This is a genomic window from Streptomyces sp. enrichment culture (assembly GCF_964272895.1).
Lineage (GTDB): Bacteria > Actinomycetota > Actinomycetes > Streptomycetales > Streptomycetaceae > Streptomyces.
The window spans coordinates 5,587,950-5,609,754 of sequence record NZ_OZ186832.1 but is presented as its reverse complement, the minus strand read 5'-3'; the positions used below and the strand labels follow the sequence as shown (position 1 = coordinate 5,609,754).

The window sequence follows — 21,805 nt, the reverse complement described above, 5'->3', positions numbered from 1 at the left end:
GGGGTGTCAGGTGCCGTCCGCCTGCGCACGGCTCACGTCGTACACGCCGGGCACGTCCCGCATGGCCCGCATCAGCGCGGGCAGCCGGGCGGCGTCCGGGAGGGTGAGGGTGTACGTGTGCCGCACCCGCTGCTGGCTCGGCGGTTCCACGCTCGCCGAGACGATCTCGGCGCCTTGGAGGGCCATGGCCTCGGTGAGGTCGGCCAGCAGATGCGGCCGGACGAACGATTCGGCGAACAGGGTGACCCGGCACTGGGCGCCGTCCCCCCAGCGCACAGCGACCTCCGCGCGCCCCGCGTCCGCCATACGCGCCACCGCCGGGCACTCCACGCGGTGCACGGTCACCACGCCTCCGCGCACGGGGAATCCGGTGACCTCGTCGGGCGGTACGGGGGTACAGCACCGGGCGAGGCGCACGGTGGCGGTGGGGCGGTCGACCACGAGGGCACCGGTGCCTCCCGTGGCACCAGGGGCACGGGCGGCACCCCTGGCACCGGGGGCACGGGCGGCACTTCTGTCGCCGGCGGCCTCCGGCCCGGTCGTCCCGTCGGCGGCCTCCGCTCCGGTGACCGAGCCGTCGCGCCCCGCCCCGGTCCTGCGACCGGCGGTCCCGGCCGCGTCCTTGCCGTACGCGCTACCGGACCCACTAGCCGCGTCAGCGCCCTCCGCCCCGCTGGCCCCACTGGCCCTACCTGGCCCAGTGGCTCCGTCGGCGCTCCCGGACCCGCTCGCCCCGTCGGTGCTCCCCGACCCGCTCCGATACGGTCGCTCCGGCGGCGCCGGCACCGGTACGACGGCCCGCGTGCCGACCTGCGCACCCTTCTCCGTCTCGGGCAGCACCGCGGACTGCTCCCCCGGCTCGGCGGTCGCCGTGTGCGTGGCGATCCAGCGCTGGATGGCGATCCGGGCGGCCGGCGTGTGGGCATGGTCGAGCCACTCCCGTGACGGCTCGGAGGCCGGGTCCTGGCCCATGAGCAGCTGCACGGTGTCACCGTCGCGCAGCACCGTGCTGAGCGTGGCCAGCCGGCCGTTGACGCGGGCGCCGATGCACGCGTGCGCGTCCTCGCCGTACTGGGCGTAGGCCGCGTCCACACAGGTCGCGCCCTCGGGCAGGCCGAGGGTGCCGCCGTCCGGGCGGAAGACGGTGATCTCGCGGTCCTGGGCGAGGTCCTCGCGCAGGGTGGACCAGAAGGTGTCCGGGTCGGGGGCGGCCCGCTGCCAGTCCAGAAGGCGGGAGAGCCAGCCGGGCCGGGTCGGGTCGGCGCGCTCGCCCTCGGCGGGGTCGTCGGACGCGGGCGCGTACGGGTTGCCGAGGGCGACGACCCCTGCCTCGGCGACCTTGTGCATCTGGTGGGTGCGGATGAGGACTTCGGCGACCTGGCCGTCGGGGCGGGCCACGGCCGTGTGCAGCGACTGGTAGAGGTTGAACTTGGGTACGGCGATGAAGTCCTTGAACTCCGAGACGACGGGCGTCATACAGGTGTGCAGCTCGCCCAGGACCCCGTAGCAGTCGGCGTCCTCGTTCACCAGCACCAGCAGCCGGCCGAAGTCCGCGCCCCGCAGCTGCCCCCGCTTGCGGGCGACACGGTGGACGGAGACGAAGTGCCGGGGTCGGATGAGGACTTCGGCGGCGATGTCGGCCTCGCGCAGGACGGTGCGCATCTCGTCGGCGATCTCGGCGAGCGGGTCGTCCGCGCGCGCGGTGTTCTCGACGATCAACTCCCGCGTGTGCTCGTACTCCTCGGGGTGCAGGATCGCGAAGACCAGGTCCTCCAGCTCGGTCTTGAGCGCCTGGACGCCGAGGCGTTCGGCGAGCGGGATGAGCACGTCCCGCGTCACCTTGGCGATGCGCGCCTGTTTCTCGGGGCGCATCACCCCGAGGGTGCGCATGTTGTGCAGCCGGTCGGCGAGTTTGATCGACATCACGCGGACGTCGTTGCCGGTGGCGACGAGCATCTTGCGGAAGGTCTCGGGCTCGGCGGCGGCGCCGTAGTCGACCTTCTCCAACTTGGTGACACCGTCGACGAGATAGCGCACCTCCTCGCCGAACTCCTCGCCGACCTGATCGAGGGTCACCTCGGTGTCCTCGACGGTGTCGTGCAGCAGGGAGGCGGTCAACGTCGTGGTCTCGGCGCCGAGTTCGGCGAGGATGAGGGTGACCGCGAGGGGGTGGGTGATGTAGGGCTCGCCGCTCTTGCGCATCTGGCCGCGGTGCGAGGACTCGGCGAGGACGTAGGCGCGGCGCAGCGGTTCGATGTCGGCGTCGGGGTGGTGGGCGCGGTGCGCGTCGACGACGTGGCCGATCGCGTCCGGCAGCCGGTCGCGGGTGGCGGGGCCGAGCAGCGCGGCCCGGCCCAGGCGCCGCAGGTCGATCCGGGGGCGGGCCCTCTTGCGGGGCGCCGACGGGGTCGTCGGCAGCCCGGTCAGGGCGCCGGCCACCGGGCCTGGGGTCGCGGGGTTCGTGGCCTCCGCACTCATGGGCACCTCCGGCTGCGTGGACCGGCGGACGGGGTGCCCCGTGGCGTACACGGCTCAGGGAAAAGGCGACCGTCCCCGTCCGGGCCGGTGCTTGATGCTACCGAGCCCATCACGCCCGGCTGACCGCCTCTCGCCGAGCGTGAAACGGATCACCCATTCGAGCGAAGCGAAGGAGGTTTACGGTTTGGGAACCGCGTAAGCGCAGGAGCCTGCGGCGTCGAACCGGCGTCCGGTCACTCGCCTGGCGGCGGGCGTGTCGCCGTCCCCGGCCCGTCGGCCGCCGGTCACCGGGCACCGGGCACCGGGCGCCGGATCAGCCCCGTAGACCCGCCAGCCAGTCCGCGTCGATCTCGCCCTCGGCGACGATCACCGCGGGACCGGTCATCTCGACGGATCCGTCGGGGTGCTCGGTGATCACGAGGCGGCCGCCGAGCACGTCCACCGTGTACGTCACCGGGGTGCCGGTGACCGCCGGGTCGGCGCCGTCGCGGCGGGCGGTGGCGACGGCGACCGCGCACGCGCCCGTGCCGCAGGAACGGGTCTCGCCGGAGCCGCGCTCGTGCACCCGCATCGCCACATGCCGGGGCCCGCGGTCGACGACGAACTCGACGTTGACCCCGTCCGGGTAGGCGGAGGCGGGGCTGAACGGCGGCGCCTCGTACAGCGTCCCCGCGTCGGCGAGGTCGTCGACGAAGGCGACCGCGTGCGGGTTGCCCATGTTCACGTTCCGCGCGGGCCAGCTGCGCTCGCCCACGCTCACCGTGACGTCCCCCTCCGGGAGCCGTGCCTTGCCCATGCCGACGGTGACATCACCGTCCTTGGCGAGGTGCACGCTCTTCACGCCCCCACGCGTGGCGACCGCGACATCTCCCTCGGCCACATGACCGGCGCGCTGGAGATAGCGCGCGAACACACGCACTCCGTTGCCGCACATCTCCGCGATCGAGCCGTCGCTGTTGCGGTAGTCCATGAACCACTCGGCCTCGCCGGCCATCTCCCGCGCCTCGGGGTGCGCGGCGGACCGCACGACGTGCAGCAGCCCGTCACCGCCGATGCCCGCGCGCCGGTCGCACAGGGCGGCCACGGCGGCCGGGGACAGGTCGAGGGCGTTGTCGGGGTCCGGCACGATCACGAAGTCGTTCTCGGTGCCGTGGCCCTTCAGGAAGGCGATCCGCGTGCTCATTCCTCGATCGTACGGGGTGGGTACGACACTCCGGCGCCCCGTATCACCTGGCACCCGTATCACCTGGCACCCCGCATCACCCGGCGCCGCGTATCACCCGGCGCCCCCGGTCACCCGGCGACCGCCACCGCGGCGCCCGCTGATCCGCGTGCCGTCAGCGCAGTCGGGCGACCCGCCACACGGCGAGGACGACCACGGCCACGACCACGACCACGTAGGCGAGGACCACCCGCCAGTCGGGCCGCCGGCCGGAGCCGCGCTGGGGCAGGCCGGGCCAGGTGTAGCCGACGCGGCGGGCGGCCATCATGCCCCAGCCCGCGGCGCAGGACGAGATCAGCAGCCCCAGCATGGCGATCACGGCACCGCTGTCGCCGAAGTCGAAGGCGAGCGGGAAGGCGAACATCAGGGAGCCGAGCGCGGCCAGCCCCACGATGGGCGCCAGCTGCCACAGCCGCAGCCTGCGCTGGGGGCGCAGCTCGACCTCGACCTCGGGGCCGCCCGCGAACATCTCCTCGGGCTCCGGACCGTCGTCGGTCACGCCGTCCGGCGTCTCGTCCGGCCCGTCGGAGTTCAGCCGCTGCTCCTCGGCGTCCGCGCCGTCGACGGCGACGGGCTCGCCGTTCGCCACGGACTCGCCGTGCCCCACGGGCTCGGTGCCCTCCAGGGACTCGGCGTCCCGGACGGATTCGGTGTCTTGTGCGGTGTCGCGAGGGCCGGCCTCCATCGCCACGCGCCCTCCCAACTCGGACTCCACTTGGTCGATCGAAGCTCGATGATGGCACGGCGTCGGAGGCCCCGATGACGGCCGGGGCGTCCCGATGCCATGACGTGATCAGGCTGTAACCGGTCGTTCGACCAACGTCAGTGCCCGGAGCGGAAGTTCCGTGAGATCCGCCGCGGCCCCACTGAGCCAATGCACCCGCGGGTCCCGCCTGAACCATGAATCCTGGCGGCGCGCGAAGCGCTTGGTGGCACGGATGGTCTCCAGACGCGCCTCCTCCAGCGTGCAGTCGCCCGCGAGAGCGGCGAGGACCTGCTGGTAGCCGAGCGCGCGCGAGGCCGTACGCCCCTCTCGCAACCCCTGCGCCTCCAGCTCCCGCACCTCCTCGACCAGGCCGGCCTCCCACATCCGGTCGACCCGGCGCGCGATGCGCTCGTCGAGCTCCGGGCGGGCCACGTCGACGCCGATCTGAACGGTGTCGTAGACGGAGTCATGGCCGGGGAGGTTGGCGGTGAAGGGCTGGCCGGTGATCTCGATCACCTCCAGGGCGCGGACGATGCGGCGTCCGTTGCTCGGCAGGATCGCCCGCGCGGCCTCGGGGTCGGCGGCGGCGAGCCGGGCGTGCAGCGCGCCGGAGCCGCGCAGGGTGAGCTCGTCCTCCAGCCGGGCCCTGACCTCGGGGTCGGTGCCGGGGAACTCCAGGTTGTCGACGGCCCCCCGGATGTAGAGGCCGGAGCCGCCGACCAGGATCGGCCAGCGCCCTTCGGCCAGCAGGGCGTCGATGCGCTCGCGCGCGAGCCGCTGGTACTCGGCGACGGAGGCGGTGACGGTCACGTCCCAGATGTCCAGGAGGTGGTGCGGCACCCCGCCCCGCTCCTCGGGCGTCAGCTTGGCGGTACCGATGTCCATCCCCCGGTACAGCTGCATGGAGTCGGCGTTGACGACCTCGCCGCCGAGTTGCCGGGCGAGGAAGACGCCCAGATCTGACTTTCCGGCGGCCGTGGGTCCGACGACGGCGATGACTCGGGGGGCGGGGGCTGCGCTGCTCACCGCACCAGTTTCGCAAACCTCGGGCGATGACCCCGAACGAGTTACGTGACGGTGGCCTCGCGGCCTCGTTGCCCGATGCGAGGTTCTCGCCGCCCATGCGCGAGAGGCGGTGACCCGGGCGACGCAATCGGACGCTCCGGGCAACGCGGGATTTCCCCCGCACGAGTAACGTATGGAGTGGATATGGGCGTTTTTGCGCGACTTCTCCGAAGGTCCAAGGCCACGGAGGAGACGTCGACCGCCGAGGCACCGGCCGCCGAGCCGGCGACCGGAGCCGAAGCGGCCGAGGCGGATGCGGCTTCCGGGACGTCGAAGACGGCGCCGGAGCCGGCCGAGGCCGTCGCCGGGGCGGTGACGGAGTCGTCGGCGAAGGAGTCCGGCGCGGACGCCGACACGGTCGGCATCCCCAAGCAGCAGTCCGCGGAGGAGGCGGCCGACAACGAGGCCGGCGAGGGCGCCCACACGTAATCCGCCCCGCGACGGAAGGTGGACCATGGGTCTCCTGAACAACTTGAAGGCCAAGCTCTCCCCGGCGAAGGACAAGGTCTCGGGCCTCGCGCAGCAGCACGGGGACAAGATCCAGCACGGGCTGGACAAGGCGGCTCAGGCCGTCGACAAGAAGACCAAGGGCAAGTACCACGACAAGATCCACACGGGGACGGGCAAGGCCAAGGACGCCATGGACCGACTCGCGCACAAGGACGGCACCGGGGCCGCCGACCGCCCCGCCGCGCCGCCGGACTCACCGCCGCCGGCCTCCCCGCCGCCGGCCGCCCCGCCGCCGGCCGCCCCGCCGGCGTCCTGACCGACGCGTCGCACGGCGGACGGCCGCGGAGCCCGCCTCCGCGGCCGTCCGCCGTTCCCGCGCGCCCGGGGAACAGCTCGGACTAGGACCAGGCCGCCACCAGATACCCCACCCCGTAGGGCGCGTCCTCGTACAGCAAGGTGCCCGTGAGGCCCGCGCCCTCGGCCGCGCCCGCGAGGACCTGCCAGGGGGCCCGTCCGGACACCTTCAGCTCGCGGGCCAGTCCGGCGTCCAGCCGCTTCAGAGCGCCGAGGTCGGCCGCCCCCAGCGCCCGGGCGACCTCCGCGTCGAACGGCTCGGCCCGTTCGTCGAGGTAGCCGGGCGCCTTGACCGTCCGGCACGCGCTGGCGTCACCCATCACCAGCAGCGCCACCCGCTCGGCCCGCGCGGCGATGTCGCTTCCGATCTGGATACACCGCTCGGCCGCGAGCGGTTCCCCCACACCGACTCCCTCGATCGGCGCGTCCGCCCAGTCCACTCGCTCCAGCAGCCATCCGGCGACGGCCAGCGACGGCGGCAGTACGCCGGACCCGGCCCCGTCCCCCGCGGCCCGGCCCAGCGTGACCTCGCGGCCGACCCCGAAGCCCCGGAACGAACCGGGCGTCCCCTGCGGATACCACGTCGGTCCGGCCTCGTCGACCGGTCCGACGACCACCAGCAGCTCGGGCCTGGCCGCCCCGAGCAGCCCCAGGGTGTCGGCGCACGCGGCCCGCGCGGCGTCCAGTTCGGGAGCGGCGCCCGCGGCGACGTCGGGGACCAGCAGCGGAGGGCAGGGGCAGACTGCGGCGGCGACAAGCATGATCGGCAGCGTAACGCCCCCGCCCGCCGGGGGCGTCACTCCTCGATCAGCACGTCCGTCAGGTCGATCACCGTGACGACCAGCACGACCAGCTTGCCGTCACTGATCACGTACTCGATGAACAGGTTGCGGGAGAGGGCGATCTCGCGCGTGGACTCGTCGCCGCGGACCGATCGGGACAGCTTGTGCCGCGGATCGGTCACCAGTATCGCCAGGCCGCGTTCCAGCACATCCCGCCGGTCGGCGGACAGGCTGTCCCGGACCTGGGCGGCCTCTTCGGTGAAGGCGACGGCGTACGGCAGCATAGGGCGCTCCCTCCCACCCGTAGGGTGCCAGGCGGTCAGTCGCAGCCGCAGCCGCTTCCGCTGGTCACCGGCATCGGGGCCGGAGCGCCGATCTTGGGCAGCCCGAGCATGACGCCCTGCTTCTTCTCCTGCTCCTGGGCGTTGCGCTTGGCCCAGGCGTCACCCGCGCGCGTGGGGCGCACCTTCAGCGCGGGGCCCTCGGCGAGGAGGTGGTGCGGGGCGGCGTAGGTCACCTCGACGGTGACCACGTCGCCGGGGCGCACCTCCTGCTCCGGCTTGGTGAAGTGGACCAGGCGGTTGTCGGGGGCGCGGCCGGACAGCCGGTGGGTGGTGCCGTCCTTGCGGCCCTCGCCCTCGGCGACCATGACGTCGAGGGTCCGGCCGATCTGCTTCTTGTTCTCCTCCCAGGAGATCTCCTCCTGGAGGGCGACAAGACGCTCGTAGCGCGCCTGGACGACCTCCTTGGGGATCTGGTTGTCCATGGTGGCGGCCGGGGTGCCGGGGCGCTTGGAGTACTGGAAGGTGAAGGCGTTGGCGAACCGCGCCTCGCGGACCACGTGCATCGTCTGCTCGAAGTCCTCCTCGGTCTCGCCGGGGAAGCCCACGATGATGTCGGTGGAGATCGCGGCGTGCGGGATGGCCTCGCGGACCTTGCGGATGATCCCGAGGAACCGCTCCTGCCGGTAGGAGCGGCGCATGGCCTTCAGGATCGCGTCGGAGCCGGACTGCAGCGGCATGTGCAGCTGCGGCATCACGTTCGGCGTCTCGGCCATGGCGGCGATCACGTCGTCGGTGAAGTCGCGCGGGTGGGGCGAGGTGAAGCGGACCCGCTCCAGGCCCTCGATCTCACCGCAGGCGCGCAGCAGCTTGCTGAACGCCTCGCGGTCGCCCAGGTCGGAGCCGTAGGCGTTGACGTTCTGCCCGAGCAGGGTGATCTCGGAGACACCCTCGCCGACCAGCGCCTCGATCTCCGCGAGGATGTCGCCGGGACGACGGTCCTCCTCCTTGCCGCGCAGCGCCGGGACGATGCAGAAGGTGCAGGTGTTGTTGCAGCCGACGGAGATGGACACCCAGGCGGCGTACGCGCTCTCGCGGCGGGTCGGCAGCGTGGACGGGAACGCCTCCAGCGACTCGGCGATCTCGACCTGCGCCTCCTCCTGGACGCGGGCGCGCTCCAGCAGCACCGGCAGCTTGCCGATGTTGTGCGTGCCGAAGACGACGTCGACCCAGGGCGCCCGCTTGACGATGGTGTCGCGGTCCTTCTGCGCCAGGCAGCCGCCGACCGCGATCTGCATACCGGGGCGCCTGGCCTTCTTCGGGGCCAGGTGGCCGAGGTTGCCGTACAGCTTGTTGTCGGCGTTCTCGCGCACGGCGCACGTGTTGAAGACCACGACGTCGGCGTCGCCGTCCGAGCCCTCGGGTGCGCGGACGTAGCCGGCCTCTTCGAGCAGCCCGGACAGGCGCTCGGAGTCGTGGACGTTCATCTGGCACCCGTAGGTGCGTACTTCGTAGGTCTTGGGTCCTGGAACGTCCACTGCCGGGCTCCGGTCGCTGCTGCTGGTCATGCGTTCAAGGGTAGGCGGTCCGCGGAGAGCCGTGTCCCGGCGTGCGCCCGCGGGCGGCTCAGGCCCCGTCGCCGGGCGTCCAGCCCTGCCGGCGCAGGACGGCCGCGACGTCCGGGGCCTCGTAGTGCTCGCCCTTGAGGACCTTGCCGTCGGCGCGGCGGGCCACCTGGCCGTCGGGGCCGAGCTTGGTCATGTTGGAGCGGTGGATCTCGGCGATCACCGCGTCGAGGTCGATGCCGTGGACCAGCGCGGTGCCGTACGCCACGTACACCACGTCGGCCAGCTCGTGCGCGAGCTTGTCCAGCGGGCCGGACACCGAGACCTCCGCGACCTCGGCGGCCTCCTCGGCGAGCAGCTCACCGCGGTGCGCGGCGAGCTCGGGCGCGATCTCGGTGGGCGTGCTGCGGGCGTCCAGGCCGAAGGCCAGGTGGAACTCACGGACCAGCGCGGCGGGCGAGGTGCGGGCCGGGACGGTGGGGCCGGAAGGGTCGAGGTCGACGGCGGAAGAGCTCATACGGCGACTCTAACGGCCGCCACTGACAGTCCCCCGGTCCCCGGAGCGGCCCTCCCCCGGCACGCCCCCGGTGGCACCGGCCTGCGCCCCGTCTCGGGCACCGCCCCTGGTCAGTACCGTGTTCCGGCTGGCAGGATCCGGCCCATGGTCAAGCTTCTCTCCCGGATCGGCGGGCGCCGTGCCCTGCAGGGCGCGGGTGCCGCGTTCGTGGCGCTCGGGCTGCTGCTGTGGTGGCTGCTGCCGCTGGGCGAGGAGCCGCCGAGCGGGTCGATCACGTTCAGCACGGGGACGCCGCAGGGCGTCTACCAGAAGTACGGCAGCCTCCTGCAACAGGCGTTCAAGCGGAACATGCCGGATCTGGAGGTGCGGCTCCAGCTCAGCGACGGCTCGCAGAAGAACGTGGCTCGGGTGGCGACCGGGACCGCCGACTTCACCATCGCCGCGGCCGACGCGGTGGAGACGTACCGCGAGGACGGCGGCCCGGGCGCCGAGCAGCTGCGCGGAGTCGCGCGCCTGTACGACGACTATGTGCACCTCGTCGTCCCGCGCGACTCGCAGGTGGAGTCCGTCGAGGACCTCAAGGGCAAGCGGGTCGCCATAGGGCTGCCCGACTCCGGCGTACGGCTGATCGCCACCCAGGTGCTCCAGACCGCCGGCATCGATCCGCAGACGGACATCACCCCGCTGTCCGACGGCATCGACACCGGCCCCGACGGGCTCAGGAGCGGCGCGATCGACGCCTTCTTCTGGTCCGGCGGGCTGCCCACGGACGGCATCACCAGGCTGGCCGACGACTTCGCGCTGCGTTTCGTCCCGCTGGACGCCGACTTCGTGGCCAAACTGCAGAGCAGGGGCGGCGCCACCCGTTACTACCGGCCCACCGTCATGCCGGAGTCCGCCTATCCCGCCGTCCAGCACGGCACGCCGGTGCCCACCATGGCGGTGTCCAACCTGCTCGTCACGCGCGCGGACACCGACGCCGAGCTCACCGAGTGGCTCACCCGGACCGTGATCAGGAGCCGCGACCGCATCGGCGCGGACGTCCACTCGGCCCAGCTGGTGGACCTGCGCACGGCGATCTACACCGACCCCGTACCGCTGCACGAGGGCGCCCGGCGCTACTACCGCTCGGTCAAGCCGTAGCCGCCGGAGCCCTGCGGGCCGTAGCCGACGGCACGCCGCTGGCCGTAACCGACGGAGCCCTGCTGCGGGACCGGCCCGCCGGCCCGAAGCTGTCCGGCCCGGACCGGCCTACTGGACGGGACCCGTCCGCGGCAGCCTCACCGTCACGCGCAGGCCGTGCGGTTCGTGGTGGTCGTACGCGAGGGAGCCGCCGCCGGCCGCCAGCAGGGCCCGCGAGATGGACAGGCCGAGCCCCGAGCCCTTGATGTTCTGGTGCCGTCCGCTGCGCCAGAAGCGGTCGCCCACGCGCGTGAGTTCCTCGTCGGTCAGGCCGGGGCCCCGGTCGGCGACCACGATGGTCGAGGTGTCGCCGTCGGCCGCGACCCGGACGCGTACGCATTCGTCCGCCGGGGTGAACTTCACCGCGTTGTCGATCACCGCGTCCAGCGCGCTGGACAGGGCGACCGGGTCGGCCCAGGCGGTGGTGGGCGGGCAGTCGCCCTCCAGTCGTACGCCCTTGGCCTCGGCCGTGGGCGCCCAGGCCGCGACGCGCTCGGCGGTGAGCGCGCCGATGTCGGTCAGGGCGAGGTCGGCCTCGGCGTGCTCGGCCAGCGCCAGGTCGAGCAGGTCGTCCAGGACCTGGGCGAGGCGGCGGCCCTCGGCCTGGACGGAGGCGATCTCCTCGTTGCCCTCGGGCAGTTCGAGGGCGAGCAGTTCGATACGCAGCAGCAGGGCGGCGAGGGGGTTGCGCAGCTGGTGCGAGGCGTCGGCGACGAAGGCGCGCTGCTGCTCCAGCACATCCTCGACGTTGTCCGCCATCTCGTTGAACGACCGGGCCAGCCGCCTGAGTTCCGGTGGGCCGCCGGCCGCCGCGACCCGGGTCTTGAGCCGGCCGCTCGCGATGGCGTGCGTGGTGGCGTCCAGGACCCGTACGGGCCGCAGCACCCACCCGGTCAGCCGCAGGGCCGCGCCGACGGCGAGGAGCATCGCGGCGAACTCGCCCGCGGCGACGAGCAGCCAGCCGCGCAGGATCCGCGACCGCATCGGGCCGGTGGGCGAGTCGGTGACCACGACCGCGACGACGTCGCCGTCGCGGATGACCGGCGAGGCGACCACCAGGCTGCGGCGCTGCCAGGGCCAGATCTGCTCGGGGTCCTGGCTGCGCCGGCTGAGCAGCGCCTCGGCGAATGCGCGGCGCACCTCCCCCTCCTCGGGGAGCAGCCAGTCGCCGGGTGCCTGGGCCATGGGGGTGCCGTTGCGGTAGAAGACACCGGCCCGAATGCCGTAGACGTCGTGGTAGCTGGCCAGCTCCTGGCTGAGGGTGCGTTCGTCGGGGGACGTGGCGCCGGGGCCGGTCGTGGCGGGCGTGACATTCTGCGCGAGGGCGGCGAAGCGGGCCGTGTCGTCGATCCGGTCGACGATGACGCGCTGCTGCTCCCCCGAGGCCGCGCTGACCGCCAGCGGCACGCCGAGCGCGAGGAGCACGGCCGCCATCAGGACGATGAGCAGCGGCAGGAGTCGAGTGCGCACCCTGGCCCGCTAGGCGGCGGGGGCGACGAGCCGGTAGCCGACGCCGCGGACGGTCTCGATCAGGGCGGGCATGCGCAGCTTGGCGCGCAGGGACGCCACATGCACCTCCAGGGTGCGCCCGGTCCCCTCCCAGCTGGTGCGCCACACCTCGCTGATGATCTGCTCCCGACGGAAGACGACGCCGGGGCGTTGGGCCAGAAGGGCGAGCAGATCGAACTCCTTGCGGGTCAGTTGGACGACCGAACCGTCCACGCTGACCCTGCGGGTGGGCAGCTCGATGTGGACGGAGCCCAGACGCAGCACGGCCTCCGCGCTCCCGGCGGCGTCCTCCTGCACGGTGCGGCGGCTGACGGCGTGGATGCGGGCGAGGAGTTCTCCCGTGTCGTACGGCTTGACTACGTAGTCGTCGGCACCCAGGTTGAGGCCATGGATGCGGGAGCGGACGTCGGAACGCGCGGTGACCATGATGACGGGGGTGCTGGTGCGCTTGCGGATCTTTCCGCAGACCTCGTAGCCGTCCTGATCGGGCAGGCCGAGGTCGAGCAGGACGACGCCGAAGCCCGGACCGCCGGGGACCAGCGCCTGCAGTGCCTCCTCGCCGCTGCGCGCGTGGGTGACGTCGAAGCCGTGCCGCGCCAGCACCGCGGACAGAGCGGCGGCGACATGGTTGTCGTCCTCGACGAGGAGCAGTCTCATCCCGGCCTCCTTCGGTTCATCGCGCGTACGGGGTCGTCGTCTACAAACGTGTGCACGCGCGTGCGTGCATCAAGGCAGTCACGCCGATGGACGAGGACGGCGTCAAGAGGGTTCCGGTTGCGCTCGGCTTCCGTTATCCGGCCGATACGCGCCCAGGTCACAAGTGCTACGACACGTGTCCGATTGCTATCGGATCGTGATGCTCAGATTCCCCTCAGATGTAATGACGCTGGTCGCGTAGGGTTATTACTGTCCTCCGAAACCGAGGAGGACGGAGCCAGAGAGCGATGACCGAAGTATCGGTGGCCAAGGAAGATGTGGCCGCGAACGGCGAACTGGTCGTCCTGAAGAGCGTCAACAAGCACTTCGGCGCGTTGCACGTACTCCAGGACATCGATCTGACGATCGCGCGCGGCGAGGTCGTCGTGGTCATCGGACCCTCCGGGTCCGGGAAGTCCACCCTGTGCCGCACCATCAACCGGCTGGAGACGATCGACTCCGGCACGATCACGATCGACGGCAAGCCGCTGCCGGCCGAGGGCAAGGCCCTCGCGCGGCTGCGGGCGGACGTCGGCATGGTGTTCCAGTCCTTCAACCTCTTCGCGCACAAGACCGTGCTCGAGAACGTCATGCTCGGCCAGATGAAGGTCCGCAAGGCGGACAAGAAGCAGGCCGAGGAGAAGGCACGCGCCCTGCTGGACCGGGTCGGCGTGGCCACTCAGGCGGACAAGTACCCGGCACAGCTCTCCGGCGGTCAGCAGCAGCGTGTGGCCATCGCCCGCGCGCTGGCCATGGACCCCAAGGTCATGCTCTTCGACGAGCCCACCTCGGCGCTCGACCCGGAGATGATCAACGAGGTCCTGGAGGTCATGCAGCAGCTGGCCCGCGAAGGTATGACCATGATCGTGGTCACCCATGAGATGGGATTCGCACGATCGGCCGCAAACCGCGTGGTGTTCATGGCGGACGGCCGCATCGTCGAAGAGGCTGCGCCCGACCAGTTCTTCAGCAACCCGCGCAGCGACCGCGCCAAGGACTTCCTGTCGAAGATCCTGCACCACTGACGCCCCGTCGCTCCGGCGACGACTCGCGTCACCCCAGCAACACGGCATCTCCTCATCACACGAAGGATGTTCACCATGAAGCTCCGCAAGGTCTCCGCCGCGGCCGCGGCTGCGCTCGTCCTCTCCCTGACCGCGACGGCGTGCGGGGGCGACGACGACAAGGACAGCGAGCCGGGGTCCGGTGGCGGCGACAAGATCACCATCGGTATCAAGATCGACCAGCCGGGCATCGGCCAGAAGACGGCCGACGGCACGTACGAGGGCTTCGACGTCGATGTGGCGACCTATGTGGCCAAGGAGCTCGGCTACGACGCCGCCGACATCGAGTGGAAGGAAGCGAAGAGCGCCGACCGCGAGACGATGCTCGAGCGTGGCGACGTCGACTTCATCGCCGCCTCGTACTCGATCAACGACGAGCGTGAGAAGAAGGTCGACTTCGCCGGTCCCTACCTGCTCGCCCACCAGGACCTGCTGATCCGTGCCGACGACAACATCGCCAAGGGCACGGACCTGAACGGCAAGAAGCTCTGCTCCGTGACCGGGTCCACCTCGGCCCAGAACGTCAAGGAGAAGATCGCCCCCAAGGCCCAGCTGCAGGAGTACGGCGGTTACTCCGAGTGCCTGACGGGCCTGGAGAACAAGGCTGTCGACGCGCTGACCACCGACGACTCGATCCTCGCCGGCTACGCGTCGCAGGAGCAGTTCAAGGGCAAGTTCAAGCTCGCCGGCCTGAAGCTGAGCAACGAGAACTACGGCATCGGCGTCAAGGAGGGCAGCGACCTCAAGGCGAAGATCAACACCGCCCTCGAGAAGATGGTCTCCGACGGCTCGTGGGAAGAGTACGTGAAGAAGAACTTCGGTCCCGCCAACTACAAGTACGAGCCCGCCCCGAAGATCGGCGTCATCGTCAAGTGAAGCAGGGTGGCAGGGTAGGTGCGCCTCGGGCGTGCCTACCCTCCCCCACGTGCGGAAGCGCGGGAGATCGTGTTCGACTTTCTTGAAGGCTACGACCTGCTCGGGGCGTTCTGGACGACAGTACAGCTCACCGTCTACTCGGCCATCGGGTCCCTGATCTGGGGAACCCTGCTGGCGGCGATGCGTGTCAGCCCTGTCCCCCTGATGCGCGGTTTCGGGACCGTCTATGTGAACGTGGTCCGGAACATCCCCCTGACGATCATCATCGTCTTCACCTCGCTGGGCCTCTTCCAGACACTCAGCATCACCCTGGGCGCCGACGAGTTCAAGACCATCAACTTCCGGCTCGCCGTGCTGGGCCTGATCGCCTACACCTCTGCGTTCGTCTGCGAGGCCCTGCGTTCCGGCATCAACACGGTCCCGGTGGGACAGGCCGAGGCCGCCCGGGCCATCGGTCTGAACTTCAGCCAGGTGCTCACCCTCATCGTTCTTCCCCAGGCGTTCCGCTCGGTCGTCGGACCGCTGGCCAATGTGCTGATCGCGCTGACCAAGAACACGACGGTGGCCGCGGCGATCGGTGTGACAGAGGCCGCGCTGCTGATGAGGGAGATGATCGAGAACGAGGCTCAGCTCCTTCTGATCTCCGCCGTCTTCGCGTTCGGGTTCGTCTGCCTCACCCTCCCGACCGGTCTGATCCTCGGCTGGGTGAGCAAGAAGGTGGCGGTGAAGCGATGAGCTCGGTCCTGTACGACACGCCGGGGCCCAAGGCCAAGCGGCGCAACGTCCTCCTCTCGGTGCTGTTCCTCGTCGTCTTCGCCGCCGCTGTGTGGTGGGTGATCGCCAAGCTCGACGAGAAGAACCAGCTCGACTGGGACAAGTGGAAGCCGTTCTTCACCGACTCCCGGGTGTGGACCACGTACATCTGGCCGGGCCTGGAGAACACGCTCATCGCGGCGGCCCTCGCCATGGTCATCGCACTGCCGCTGGGCGCTGTGTTCGGCATCGCGCGTCTGTCGGACCACCTGCCGGTGCGCTGGGCGTCCGGAGCCGTGGTCGAGTTCTTCCGCGCGATCCCGGTCCTGATCCTGATGCTGTTCGCGAACGCGGCCTACTCCGAGTTCACGGACGTCAGCACCGACGACCGCCCGATGTACGCGGTCATCACCGGTCTTGTGCTGTACAACGCCTCGGTGCTCGCCGAGATCGTCCGGGCCGGCATCCTCGCGCTGCCCAAGGGGCAGTCCGAGGCGGCGATGGCCATCGGTCTGCGCAAGGGACAGACCATGCGGAGCGTGCTGCTTCCGCAGTCGGTCACCGCGATGCTCCCGGCCATCGTCAGCCAGCTGGTCGTCATCGTGAAGGACACCGCGCTCGGCGGCGCGATGCTCAACTTCTCCGAGCTGCTGGCGGCCGTCCGGCCGATGAGCGCCTTCTACGGCGCGAACACCATCGCCTGTTTCACGGTCGTCGCGGTGATCTTCGTGGCCCTGAACTTCGCCCTCACCACCTTCGCGAGCTGGCTGGAGGGCCGGCTCAGGCGCAGCAAGCGCACCACCGGTGCGGTGCTCGGCAAGGACGACGTCGAGGAGATGAACGCGGCCGAGGTCGGCGGCACCTTCGGCACAGGAGCCAGCGCCTGACGAGTGATCAAGTGATGTGACCCTACGGAGGCAGTGGCGTGACGGCGCCACTGCCTTCGTCACTTGACGCAAGCACCGGCAATAGGTTGCATACGTTCTGTGATCGTGCACCCTGCTCAAACCTCCTGTTCACACCCGTCTCCTGAGACACCGCCACGAGCAGGGAGCGCCGCGCCGTGGACCCGGTGATCATCGTCGGAGCGGGGCCCGTCGGGCTCACGCTCGCCCTGGCGCTCGCCCGCCAGGAGGTGCCGTCCGTGGTCCTGGACGAGGGGCCCGGCAAGGACGAGCCGCGCCTGGCCCGCACCGTCGTGCTGCGTGAGGACACCGCCGCCCTGATGGAGCGGCTGACCGGACTGCCGCTCACCGAGGCCGGCGTCCGCTGGTCCGGATGGCGGTCGATGCGGCGCAGGCAGATCATGCGCGAGGTCGACTTCGACGCCCCGGACGCCGGCGAAGCCGGTGTCGAGACGGCGCCGCCGACCGCACCCGTGCCCGCCGCCCCGTTCCACGTCGCCCAGCACGTCCTCACCTGGGCGCTGCGCGCGGCCCTCGCCCGCGAACGGCTCGTCAAGATCGCCGTGGACAGCCGGCTCGACGGCCTGGAGCAGGAGCCCTCCGGTGTCACCGCGCACACCCGCGGCGCCCAGGGCACCTGGTGGCGCGGCAGCTATCTGGTCGGCTGCGACGGCCCCCGCTCCACCGTGCGCAAACTCCAGGACATCCGCTTCCCCGGCCGTACGGCGGTGGAGCGACACGCCGTGGCCGCGCTGCGCACGGAACTTCCGTGGGCCGGTCGCGCGTTGCTCCATCGGACACCGCCGTGGCGGACGTCGGGACCCTCGGCCGGGGAGGTGACCGCGCGTCCGCTGCCGGAGGGCGTCTGGCGGCTGGACTGGCTGCTGCCGCCGGGCAAGGACCTGGTCACCCCCGAGCTGCTGGTGGCCCGCGTCCGCGAGACGCTGACGGGCTGGACCGACGGCGCGTCACCGTCGTACGAACTGCTGGACACCGGCGTGCACACCGTGCACCACCGGCTGGCCCGCCGCTGGCGGGTGGGCCGCGTCTTCCTCGCCGGGGACGCGGCGCATCTGCTCGGCGCGCTCGGCACCCAAGGGTTGGACGAGGGCCTGCGGGACGCCGACAACCTGGCCTGGAAGCTGGCGCTCGCCTGGCATCACGGGCCGCACGAGGCGCTGCTGGACAGCTACCAGGCCGAGCGGCGCGCGGTCGTCGCCGCCCGGCTGCGCGCTGCCGACCAGGTGCTGCCGCTGCTGCGCGGCGGCAAGGGGCTGCGCGCGTACGTCCCCGGCGCCGCCCGGGGGCACGACGCGCTGCTCACGGACGGTCACCTCGGTCAGGGCCCGGTCGGCGCGCCGGGCGCCTACGCCGACTCCCCGCTCGCCCCGCGGCACATCGAGGCGGAGGTCCCCGTCGACACGCCCCTGGGCGCGCCGGTCGCCGATGTGCGGGTCACGGCGGAGGACGGCACCTTCGTGGGGCTGCGGTCCCGGCTCGGCCGCGGTGCGCTGCTGGTCGTGCTGGTCGCGCCGGGCACGGGCGTGTGGGAGCGCAGGCACTGGATGTCCGCGGGGGTCATGCCCCGGCTGGCGGCCGCGGTGGCCGCGCTGCCGCACCCGGCGGAGTTGCTGGTCGCCGAGAGCTACCCGGGCGCGGCCGCCCACACCGTCCTGCTCGTACGGCCCGACGGCCATCTCGTCACGGCCCTGAACGGCGTCCGCCCGGCCGACCTGTACGCGGCCGCGGAGGCGGCGATCGGGGGGCCGCGGGTGGCGGAGGCGACGGCTTCCGCCGGGGCCACCGCGTCCGCCGCGTCCGCCGCATCCGGTCAGTGACCGCCGGCCGTCGCGCGGCCTCGCCGGCTCACCGTCGCCCTGCGTCCGCAGGGTGACGGTGAGTTGACCGGTCCGGGCCCACATGGTGTACTCCGGATCGTGACCGACACCGATGTGCGCCTGTGGCGGAGGGTCCATATGGATCTCGTCCGTTACGCGGGCTGCGTGTGTCGTCCGTCCTGCTGAACTCGCATCCCCCTCTCCCCGCGCGCGCACCTCCACGTCGTCGCGCGCGCGTTCGCGACTTCACCTCAGGACGGTGTCCGTTGTCCTCCTCCCCTGCCCTCTCCACGTCCGCGCCCGCCCATGTGCCGACCCAGGCGGACCTCCTCGACTTCGTACGGCGTACCGCCGCCGACGCCCGGCTGATCGCCTCCTTGCCGCTGGACCCCGAGGGGCGCACCTGGGTGCGCCTTGAGGGCCCCGGCGGCAGCGAGGCATGGCTGATCGGGTGGCCGCCCGGCACGGGTACCGGCTGGCACGACCACGCCGACTCGGTCGGCGCCTTCCTCACCGCCCGCGGCGAGCTGACGGAGAACTCGCTCGCCGCCCGGCTGCCCACCGACGGCTGGAAGACCCTGGAACTGACCGAGGGCGTGGACCGCACCCGCCGCCTGCCGGCCGGTCAGGGCCGCGCGTTCGGCCGGCACCACGTCCATGAGGTCCTCAACGAGTCCACCGAGCACCATGCGATCTCCGTCCACGCCTACTACCCGCCCCTGCCCCGCATCCGCCGCTACAGCCGCGCCGGTCAGGTGCTGCGCCTGGAACAGGTCGAGCGCCCGGAGGACTGGCAGTGAGGGCCGGCGGGGAGCGACGACGAGACGGAGGCTTCGTGGGCGGCGAAGGGGCGACGGCGCCCCGGTGCACAGCCCACGACTACCAGGCGATGGAGGTCCCACGGTGAGCGTCGAGCGTCAACAACCGGTCGGCATCGACGAGTTGCTGGAGCGCCTGCGCTCGGGCTACGAGCGGATCGGGCCCCATGAGGCCCACGCCGCCGCCCGCGCGGGACAGGCACTCCTGGTGGACATCCGCTATGCCGCCCTGCGCGAGCGCGACGGCCTGATCCCCGGCGCCCTCGTCGTCGAGCGCAACGAACTGGAGTGGCGCCTCGACCCGCACGGCAGCCATCGCCTCCCCGAAGCCACGGGCCACGACCTGCGCGCCGTGATCATCTGCAACGAGGGCTACGCATCGACCCTGGCCGCCGACTCCCTCCACCGCCTCGGCCTGCACCGCGCCACGGACCTGACGGGCGGCTTCCAGGCATGGAGGCGAGCGGGGCTCCCGGTCACGACACCGGCTTCGGCACCGGCGTCGGCATCCGCACCGGCATCGGCACCCGCACCCGCACCCGCACCCGCACCGGGGACGGCATCCGGGGCGTGACACGTCACGGGGATGTCAGCCCCGTGGCCTTCCGAGGACGTCAGAATCCCTCGTCCCCCAGGAAATCCGTCTCCTCCCCCTCCTCCTCCAGGGCCTGCCGGACCACGCGCAGGGCCAGGCCCTCGGGGTAGCCCTTGCGGGCGAGCATGCCCGCGAGCCGGCGGAGCCGTTTGTCGCGTTCCAGGCCACGGGTGGCGCGCAGCTTGCGGGCCACGAGCTCGCGCGCGGTCGCCTCCTCCTGCTCGGAGTCGAGCTGGGCGACGGCCGAGTCGATCAGCGTGGGGTCGACGCCCTTGGTGCGCAGCTCCTGGGCGAGCGCACGGCGGGCCAGTCCTCTGCCGTGGTGCCGGGACTCCACCCAGGCGTCGGCGAAGGCCCCGTCGTCGATCAGACCGACCTCCTCGAAGCGGGACAGCACCGCCTCGGCGACGTCCTCGGGGATCTCCCGCTTGCGCAGGGCGTCCGCGAGCTGTTTCCGGGTGCGCGGGGTCCCGGTGAGCAGGCGCAGGCAGATCGCCCGTGCCCGCTCCACCGGGTCCCCTGGGGGCTCCCCCTTCTCGGCCCTCGACGAGGTGGAGGTGCCTCCGTCTTCACCGGACGACTCCCGTCCGGCGCGCCGACGGCGACCACGCCCCGTGCGTGAGCCGCCCTCTCCGCGCCGTCCGCGCCCGCCGTGACGGCCGTCGCCGCCCTCGGTGTACGCGTCGCCCCCGGTGTACGCGCCGCCCTCGGCTTCCGGGTGGCCCTCGGCGTACGGGGTGTCGTCCGGCCGTTCGCCGCCGTCGTGCCCGGCGAAGCGCGTGTCGCCCTGCCGCCCCGGCTCCCGGAAGGTGCCGGGGTGGGCGTACTCGGCCCAGTCGGTTCGCCGTGTCACGTCGTCAGCTCTTGGTGGCCGCGGCCTTGGGCTTGGTGGCCTTGGCCGCCGGGGCCGGGACCGACTTCGCGTCGTCCGCGCCGGTGGAGACCACGGCGTCCGCGCCCGGCTCCGCGGCGGGCTCCTCGGGACGCACGCCGACGCCGAGCTTCTCCTTGATCTTCTTCTCGATCTCGTTGGCCAGGTCGGGGTTGTCCTTCAGGAAGTTGCGCGCGTTCTCCTTGCCCTGGCCGAGCTGGTCGCCCTCGTACGTGTACCAGGCGCCGGCCTTGCGGACGAAGCCGTGCTCCACGCCCATGTCGATCAGACCGCCCTCGCGGCTGATGCCCTGGCCGTAGAGGATGTCGAACTCGGCCTGCTTGAAGGGCGGGGCGACCTTGTTCTTGACGACCTTGCAGCGGGTGCGGTTGCCGACCGCCTCCGTGCCGTCCTTCAGGGTCTCGATGCGGCGGATGTCGATACGCACCGAGGCGTAGAACTTCAGCGCCCGGCCACCGGTCGTGGTCTCCGGGGAGCCGAACATCACGCCGATCTTCTCGCGGAGCTGGTTGATGAAGATCGCGGTGGTCTTGGACTGGTTGAGCGCGCTGGTGATCTTCCGCAGGGCCTGGCTCATCAGGCGGGCCTGCAGACCGACGTGGCTGTCGCCCATCTCGCCCTCGATCTCCGCGCGCGGGACGAGCGCGGCGACGGAGTCGATGACGATGAGGTCGAGGGCGCCGGAGCGGACCAGCATGTCCACGATCTCCAGGGCCTGCTCGCCGTTGTCGGGCTGGGAGAGGATCAGGTTGTCGATGTCGACGCCGAGCTTGCGCGCGTACTCGGGGTCGAGGGCGTGCTCCGCGTCCACGAAGGCGACCTGACCGCCGGCCTTCTGCGCGTTGGCCACGGCGTGCAGGGTCAGCGTGGTCTTACCGGAGGACTCCGGTCCGTAGATCTCCACGACGCGGCCGCGCGGCAGACCGCCGACGCCGAGGGCCACGTCGAGCGCGGTCGACCCGGTCGGGATGACCTCGATGGGCTCCTTCGACCGCTCGCCCATGCGCATGACCGCGCCCTTGCCGAATTGCCGTTCAATCTGTGCGAGTGCGGCGTCCAGGGCCTTCTCGCGGTCGGTTCCTGCCATGGGTTCCACCCGGTTTGCTTGAGTCGATCGCTTCACGTCAAAGACGCTAACGCCTGCCACTGACAATGCGCCCCGACGCGGGTCCGGCCTGTGGATAACTCGGGCACTTCTCCATACAAAGCAGGGCGAAATCACCCACCGAGAACCTCGCCGGAGCTCCCATAAGAATG

General features: G+C 71.7%; 23 protein-coding genes. 11 read left to right on the top strand and 12 right to left on the bottom strand.

Annotated elements, in window-relative coordinates; translation table 11 throughout:
* Positions 1-6: 6 nt before the first annotated feature.
* From ACSU6M_RS25370 to miaA, 4 genes are all read right to left on the bottom strand, one after another.
* Entirely contained in the window at positions 7-2,478 is a 2,472-nt protein-coding gene (locus tag ACSU6M_RS25370) for a RelA/SpoT family protein (RefSeq protein WP_437072561.1), read from the bottom strand.
* A 313-nt stretch (positions 2,479-2,791) separates the two neighbouring features.
* Positions 2,792-3,661 carry a diaminopimelate epimerase gene (gene dapF, locus ACSU6M_RS25365; RefSeq protein ID WP_437072560.1) on the bottom strand — a complete coding sequence of 290 codons (870 nt, stop codon included), beginning with the start codon at positions 3,659-3,661 and terminating at the stop codon, positions 2,792-2,794.
* Between the two features lie 154 nt (positions 3,662-3,815).
* A complete protein-coding gene (locus tag ACSU6M_RS25360; protein ID WP_437072558.1) occupies positions 3,816-4,385 on the bottom strand; it encodes a hypothetical protein in 570 nt (189 codons plus the stop codon).
* A 108-nt stretch (positions 4,386-4,493) separates the two neighbouring features.
* Positions 4,494-5,432: a tRNA (adenosine(37)-N6)-dimethylallyltransferase MiaA gene (miaA, locus tag ACSU6M_RS25355; RefSeq protein ID WP_437072557.1), complete on the bottom strand. Its 939-nt coding sequence runs from the start codon at positions 5,430-5,432 to the stop codon at positions 4,494-4,496.
* A gap of 183 nt (positions 5,433-5,615) precedes the next feature.
* On the opposite strand from miaA, the gene ACSU6M_RS25350 reads away from it, so the two are divergent.
* Together ACSU6M_RS25350 and ACSU6M_RS25345 are read left to right on the top strand one after the other, a co-directional pair.
* Complete coding sequence (locus tag ACSU6M_RS25350) at positions 5,616-5,900, top strand: hypothetical protein (RefSeq protein WP_437072556.1); 285 nt, start codon at positions 5,616-5,618, stop codon at positions 5,898-5,900.
* A gap of 25 nt (positions 5,901-5,925) precedes the next feature.
* Complete coding sequence (locus ACSU6M_RS25345; RefSeq protein ID WP_437072555.1) at positions 5,926-6,237, top strand: antitoxin; 312 nt, start codon at positions 5,926-5,928, stop codon at positions 6,235-6,237.
* 82 nt (positions 6,238-6,319) lie between these two features.
* Here the strand turns inward: ACSU6M_RS25345 and ACSU6M_RS25340 are convergent, their stop codons facing one another.
* The 4 genes from ACSU6M_RS25340 to ACSU6M_RS25325 are packed head-to-tail and all read right to left on the bottom strand — an operon-like array spanning position 6,320 to position 9,420.
* On the bottom strand, positions 6,320-7,036 hold the full coding sequence (locus tag ACSU6M_RS25340) for a class III extradiol dioxygenase subunit B-like domain-containing protein (protein ID WP_437072554.1): 717 nt from the start codon (positions 7,034-7,036) through the stop codon (positions 6,320-6,322).
* 35 nt (positions 7,037-7,071) lie between these two features.
* Complete coding sequence (locus ACSU6M_RS25335; protein ID WP_437072552.1) at positions 7,072-7,341, bottom strand: hypothetical protein; 270 nt, start codon at positions 7,339-7,341, stop codon at positions 7,072-7,074.
* A 35-nt stretch (positions 7,342-7,376) separates the two neighbouring features.
* Complete coding sequence (miaB, locus tag ACSU6M_RS25330) at positions 7,377-8,906, bottom strand: tRNA (N6-isopentenyl adenosine(37)-C2)-methylthiotransferase MiaB (protein WP_437072550.1); 1,530 nt, start codon at positions 8,904-8,906, stop codon at positions 7,377-7,379.
* 58 nt (positions 8,907-8,964) lie between these two features.
* Entirely contained in the window at positions 8,965-9,420 is a 456-nt protein-coding gene (locus tag ACSU6M_RS25325) for a MazG nucleotide pyrophosphohydrolase domain-containing protein (RefSeq protein WP_437072548.1), read from the bottom strand.
* Between the two features lie 144 nt (positions 9,421-9,564).
* On the opposite strand from ACSU6M_RS25325, the gene ACSU6M_RS25320 reads away from it, so the two are divergent.
* Complete coding sequence (locus tag ACSU6M_RS25320) at positions 9,565-10,563, top strand: TAXI family TRAP transporter solute-binding subunit (RefSeq protein ID WP_437072546.1); 999 nt, start codon at positions 9,565-9,567, stop codon at positions 10,561-10,563.
* A gap of 108 nt (positions 10,564-10,671) precedes the next feature.
* On the opposite strand, the gene ACSU6M_RS25315 is transcribed toward ACSU6M_RS25320, so the two are convergent.
* Positions 10,672-12,072: a sensor histidine kinase gene (locus tag ACSU6M_RS25315; protein ID WP_437072544.1), complete on the bottom strand. Its 1,401-nt coding sequence runs from the start codon at positions 12,070-12,072 to the stop codon at positions 10,672-10,674.
* Positions 12,073-12,081: 9 nt separating this feature from the next.
* Positions 12,082-12,768 carry a response regulator transcription factor gene (locus tag ACSU6M_RS25310; RefSeq protein ID WP_437072542.1) on the bottom strand — a complete coding sequence of 229 codons (687 nt, stop codon included), beginning with the start codon at positions 12,766-12,768 and terminating at the stop codon, positions 12,082-12,084.
* A gap of 287 nt (positions 12,769-13,055) precedes the next feature.
* Here ACSU6M_RS25310 and ACSU6M_RS25305 point away from each other — a divergent pair, with 287 nt between their 5' ends.
* The 8 genes from ACSU6M_RS25305 to ACSU6M_RS25270 all read left to right on the top strand — a co-directional run bounded on the left by ACSU6M_RS25305 (position 13,056) and on the right by ACSU6M_RS25270 (position 19,635).
* The gene (locus ACSU6M_RS25305; protein ID WP_437072541.1) at positions 13,056-13,832 is read left to right on the top strand and encodes an amino acid ABC transporter ATP-binding protein; all 777 of its coding nucleotides are present in this window, start codon (positions 13,056-13,058) and stop codon (positions 13,830-13,832) included.
* 75 nt (positions 13,833-13,907) lie between these two features.
* Positions 13,908-14,747 carry a glutamate ABC transporter substrate-binding protein gene (locus ACSU6M_RS25300; RefSeq protein ID WP_437072539.1) on the top strand — a complete coding sequence of 280 codons (840 nt, stop codon included), beginning with the start codon at positions 13,908-13,910 and terminating at the stop codon, positions 14,745-14,747.
* A 69-nt stretch (positions 14,748-14,816) separates the two neighbouring features.
* Positions 14,817-15,482 (top strand): amino acid ABC transporter permease, encoded by a 666-nt coding sequence (locus ACSU6M_RS25295; protein WP_437072537.1) that lies wholly within the window; start codon positions 14,817-14,819, stop codon positions 15,480-15,482.
* Positions 15,479-16,387 carry an amino acid ABC transporter permease gene (locus tag ACSU6M_RS25290; RefSeq protein ID WP_437072535.1) on the top strand — a complete coding sequence of 303 codons (909 nt, stop codon included), beginning with the start codon at positions 15,479-15,481 and terminating at the stop codon, positions 16,385-16,387. Before ACSU6M_RS25295 ends, ACSU6M_RS25290 begins: the two co-directional genes overlap by 4 nt.
* Positions 16,388-16,563: 176 nt before the next feature.
* On the top strand, positions 16,564-18,243 hold the full coding sequence (locus ACSU6M_RS25285) for an FAD-dependent monooxygenase (protein ID WP_437072533.1): 1,680 nt from the start codon (positions 16,564-16,566) through the stop codon (positions 18,241-18,243).
* 138 nt (positions 18,244-18,381) lie between these two features.
* Positions 18,382-18,429, top strand: a complete 48-nt coding sequence (locus ACSU6M_RS25280; RefSeq protein ID WP_309506048.1) for a hypothetical protein — start codon at positions 18,382-18,384, stop codon at positions 18,427-18,429.
* Positions 18,430-18,509: 80 nt separating this feature from the next.
* Positions 18,510-19,043, top strand: a complete 534-nt coding sequence (locus ACSU6M_RS25275; RefSeq protein WP_437072531.1) for a cysteine dioxygenase — start codon at positions 18,510-18,512, stop codon at positions 19,041-19,043.
* A 64-nt stretch (positions 19,044-19,107) separates the two neighbouring features.
* Positions 19,108-19,635 carry a rhodanese-like domain-containing protein gene (locus ACSU6M_RS25270; protein ID WP_437072529.1) on the top strand — a complete coding sequence of 176 codons (528 nt, stop codon included), beginning with the start codon at positions 19,108-19,110 and terminating at the stop codon, positions 19,633-19,635.
* A gap of 40 nt (positions 19,636-19,675) precedes the next feature.
* Here the strand turns inward: ACSU6M_RS25270 and recX are convergent, their stop codons facing one another.
* Entirely contained in the window at positions 19,676-20,509 is an 834-nt protein-coding gene (gene recX / locus ACSU6M_RS25265) for a recombination regulator RecX (RefSeq protein WP_437072527.1), read from the bottom strand.
* A 4-nt stretch (positions 20,510-20,513) separates the two neighbouring features.
* Positions 20,514-21,635, bottom strand: a complete 1,122-nt coding sequence (gene recA / locus ACSU6M_RS25260) for a recombinase RecA (protein WP_437072526.1) — start codon at positions 21,633-21,635, stop codon at positions 20,514-20,516.
* Between the last annotated feature and the right edge of the window lie 170 nt (positions 21,636-21,805).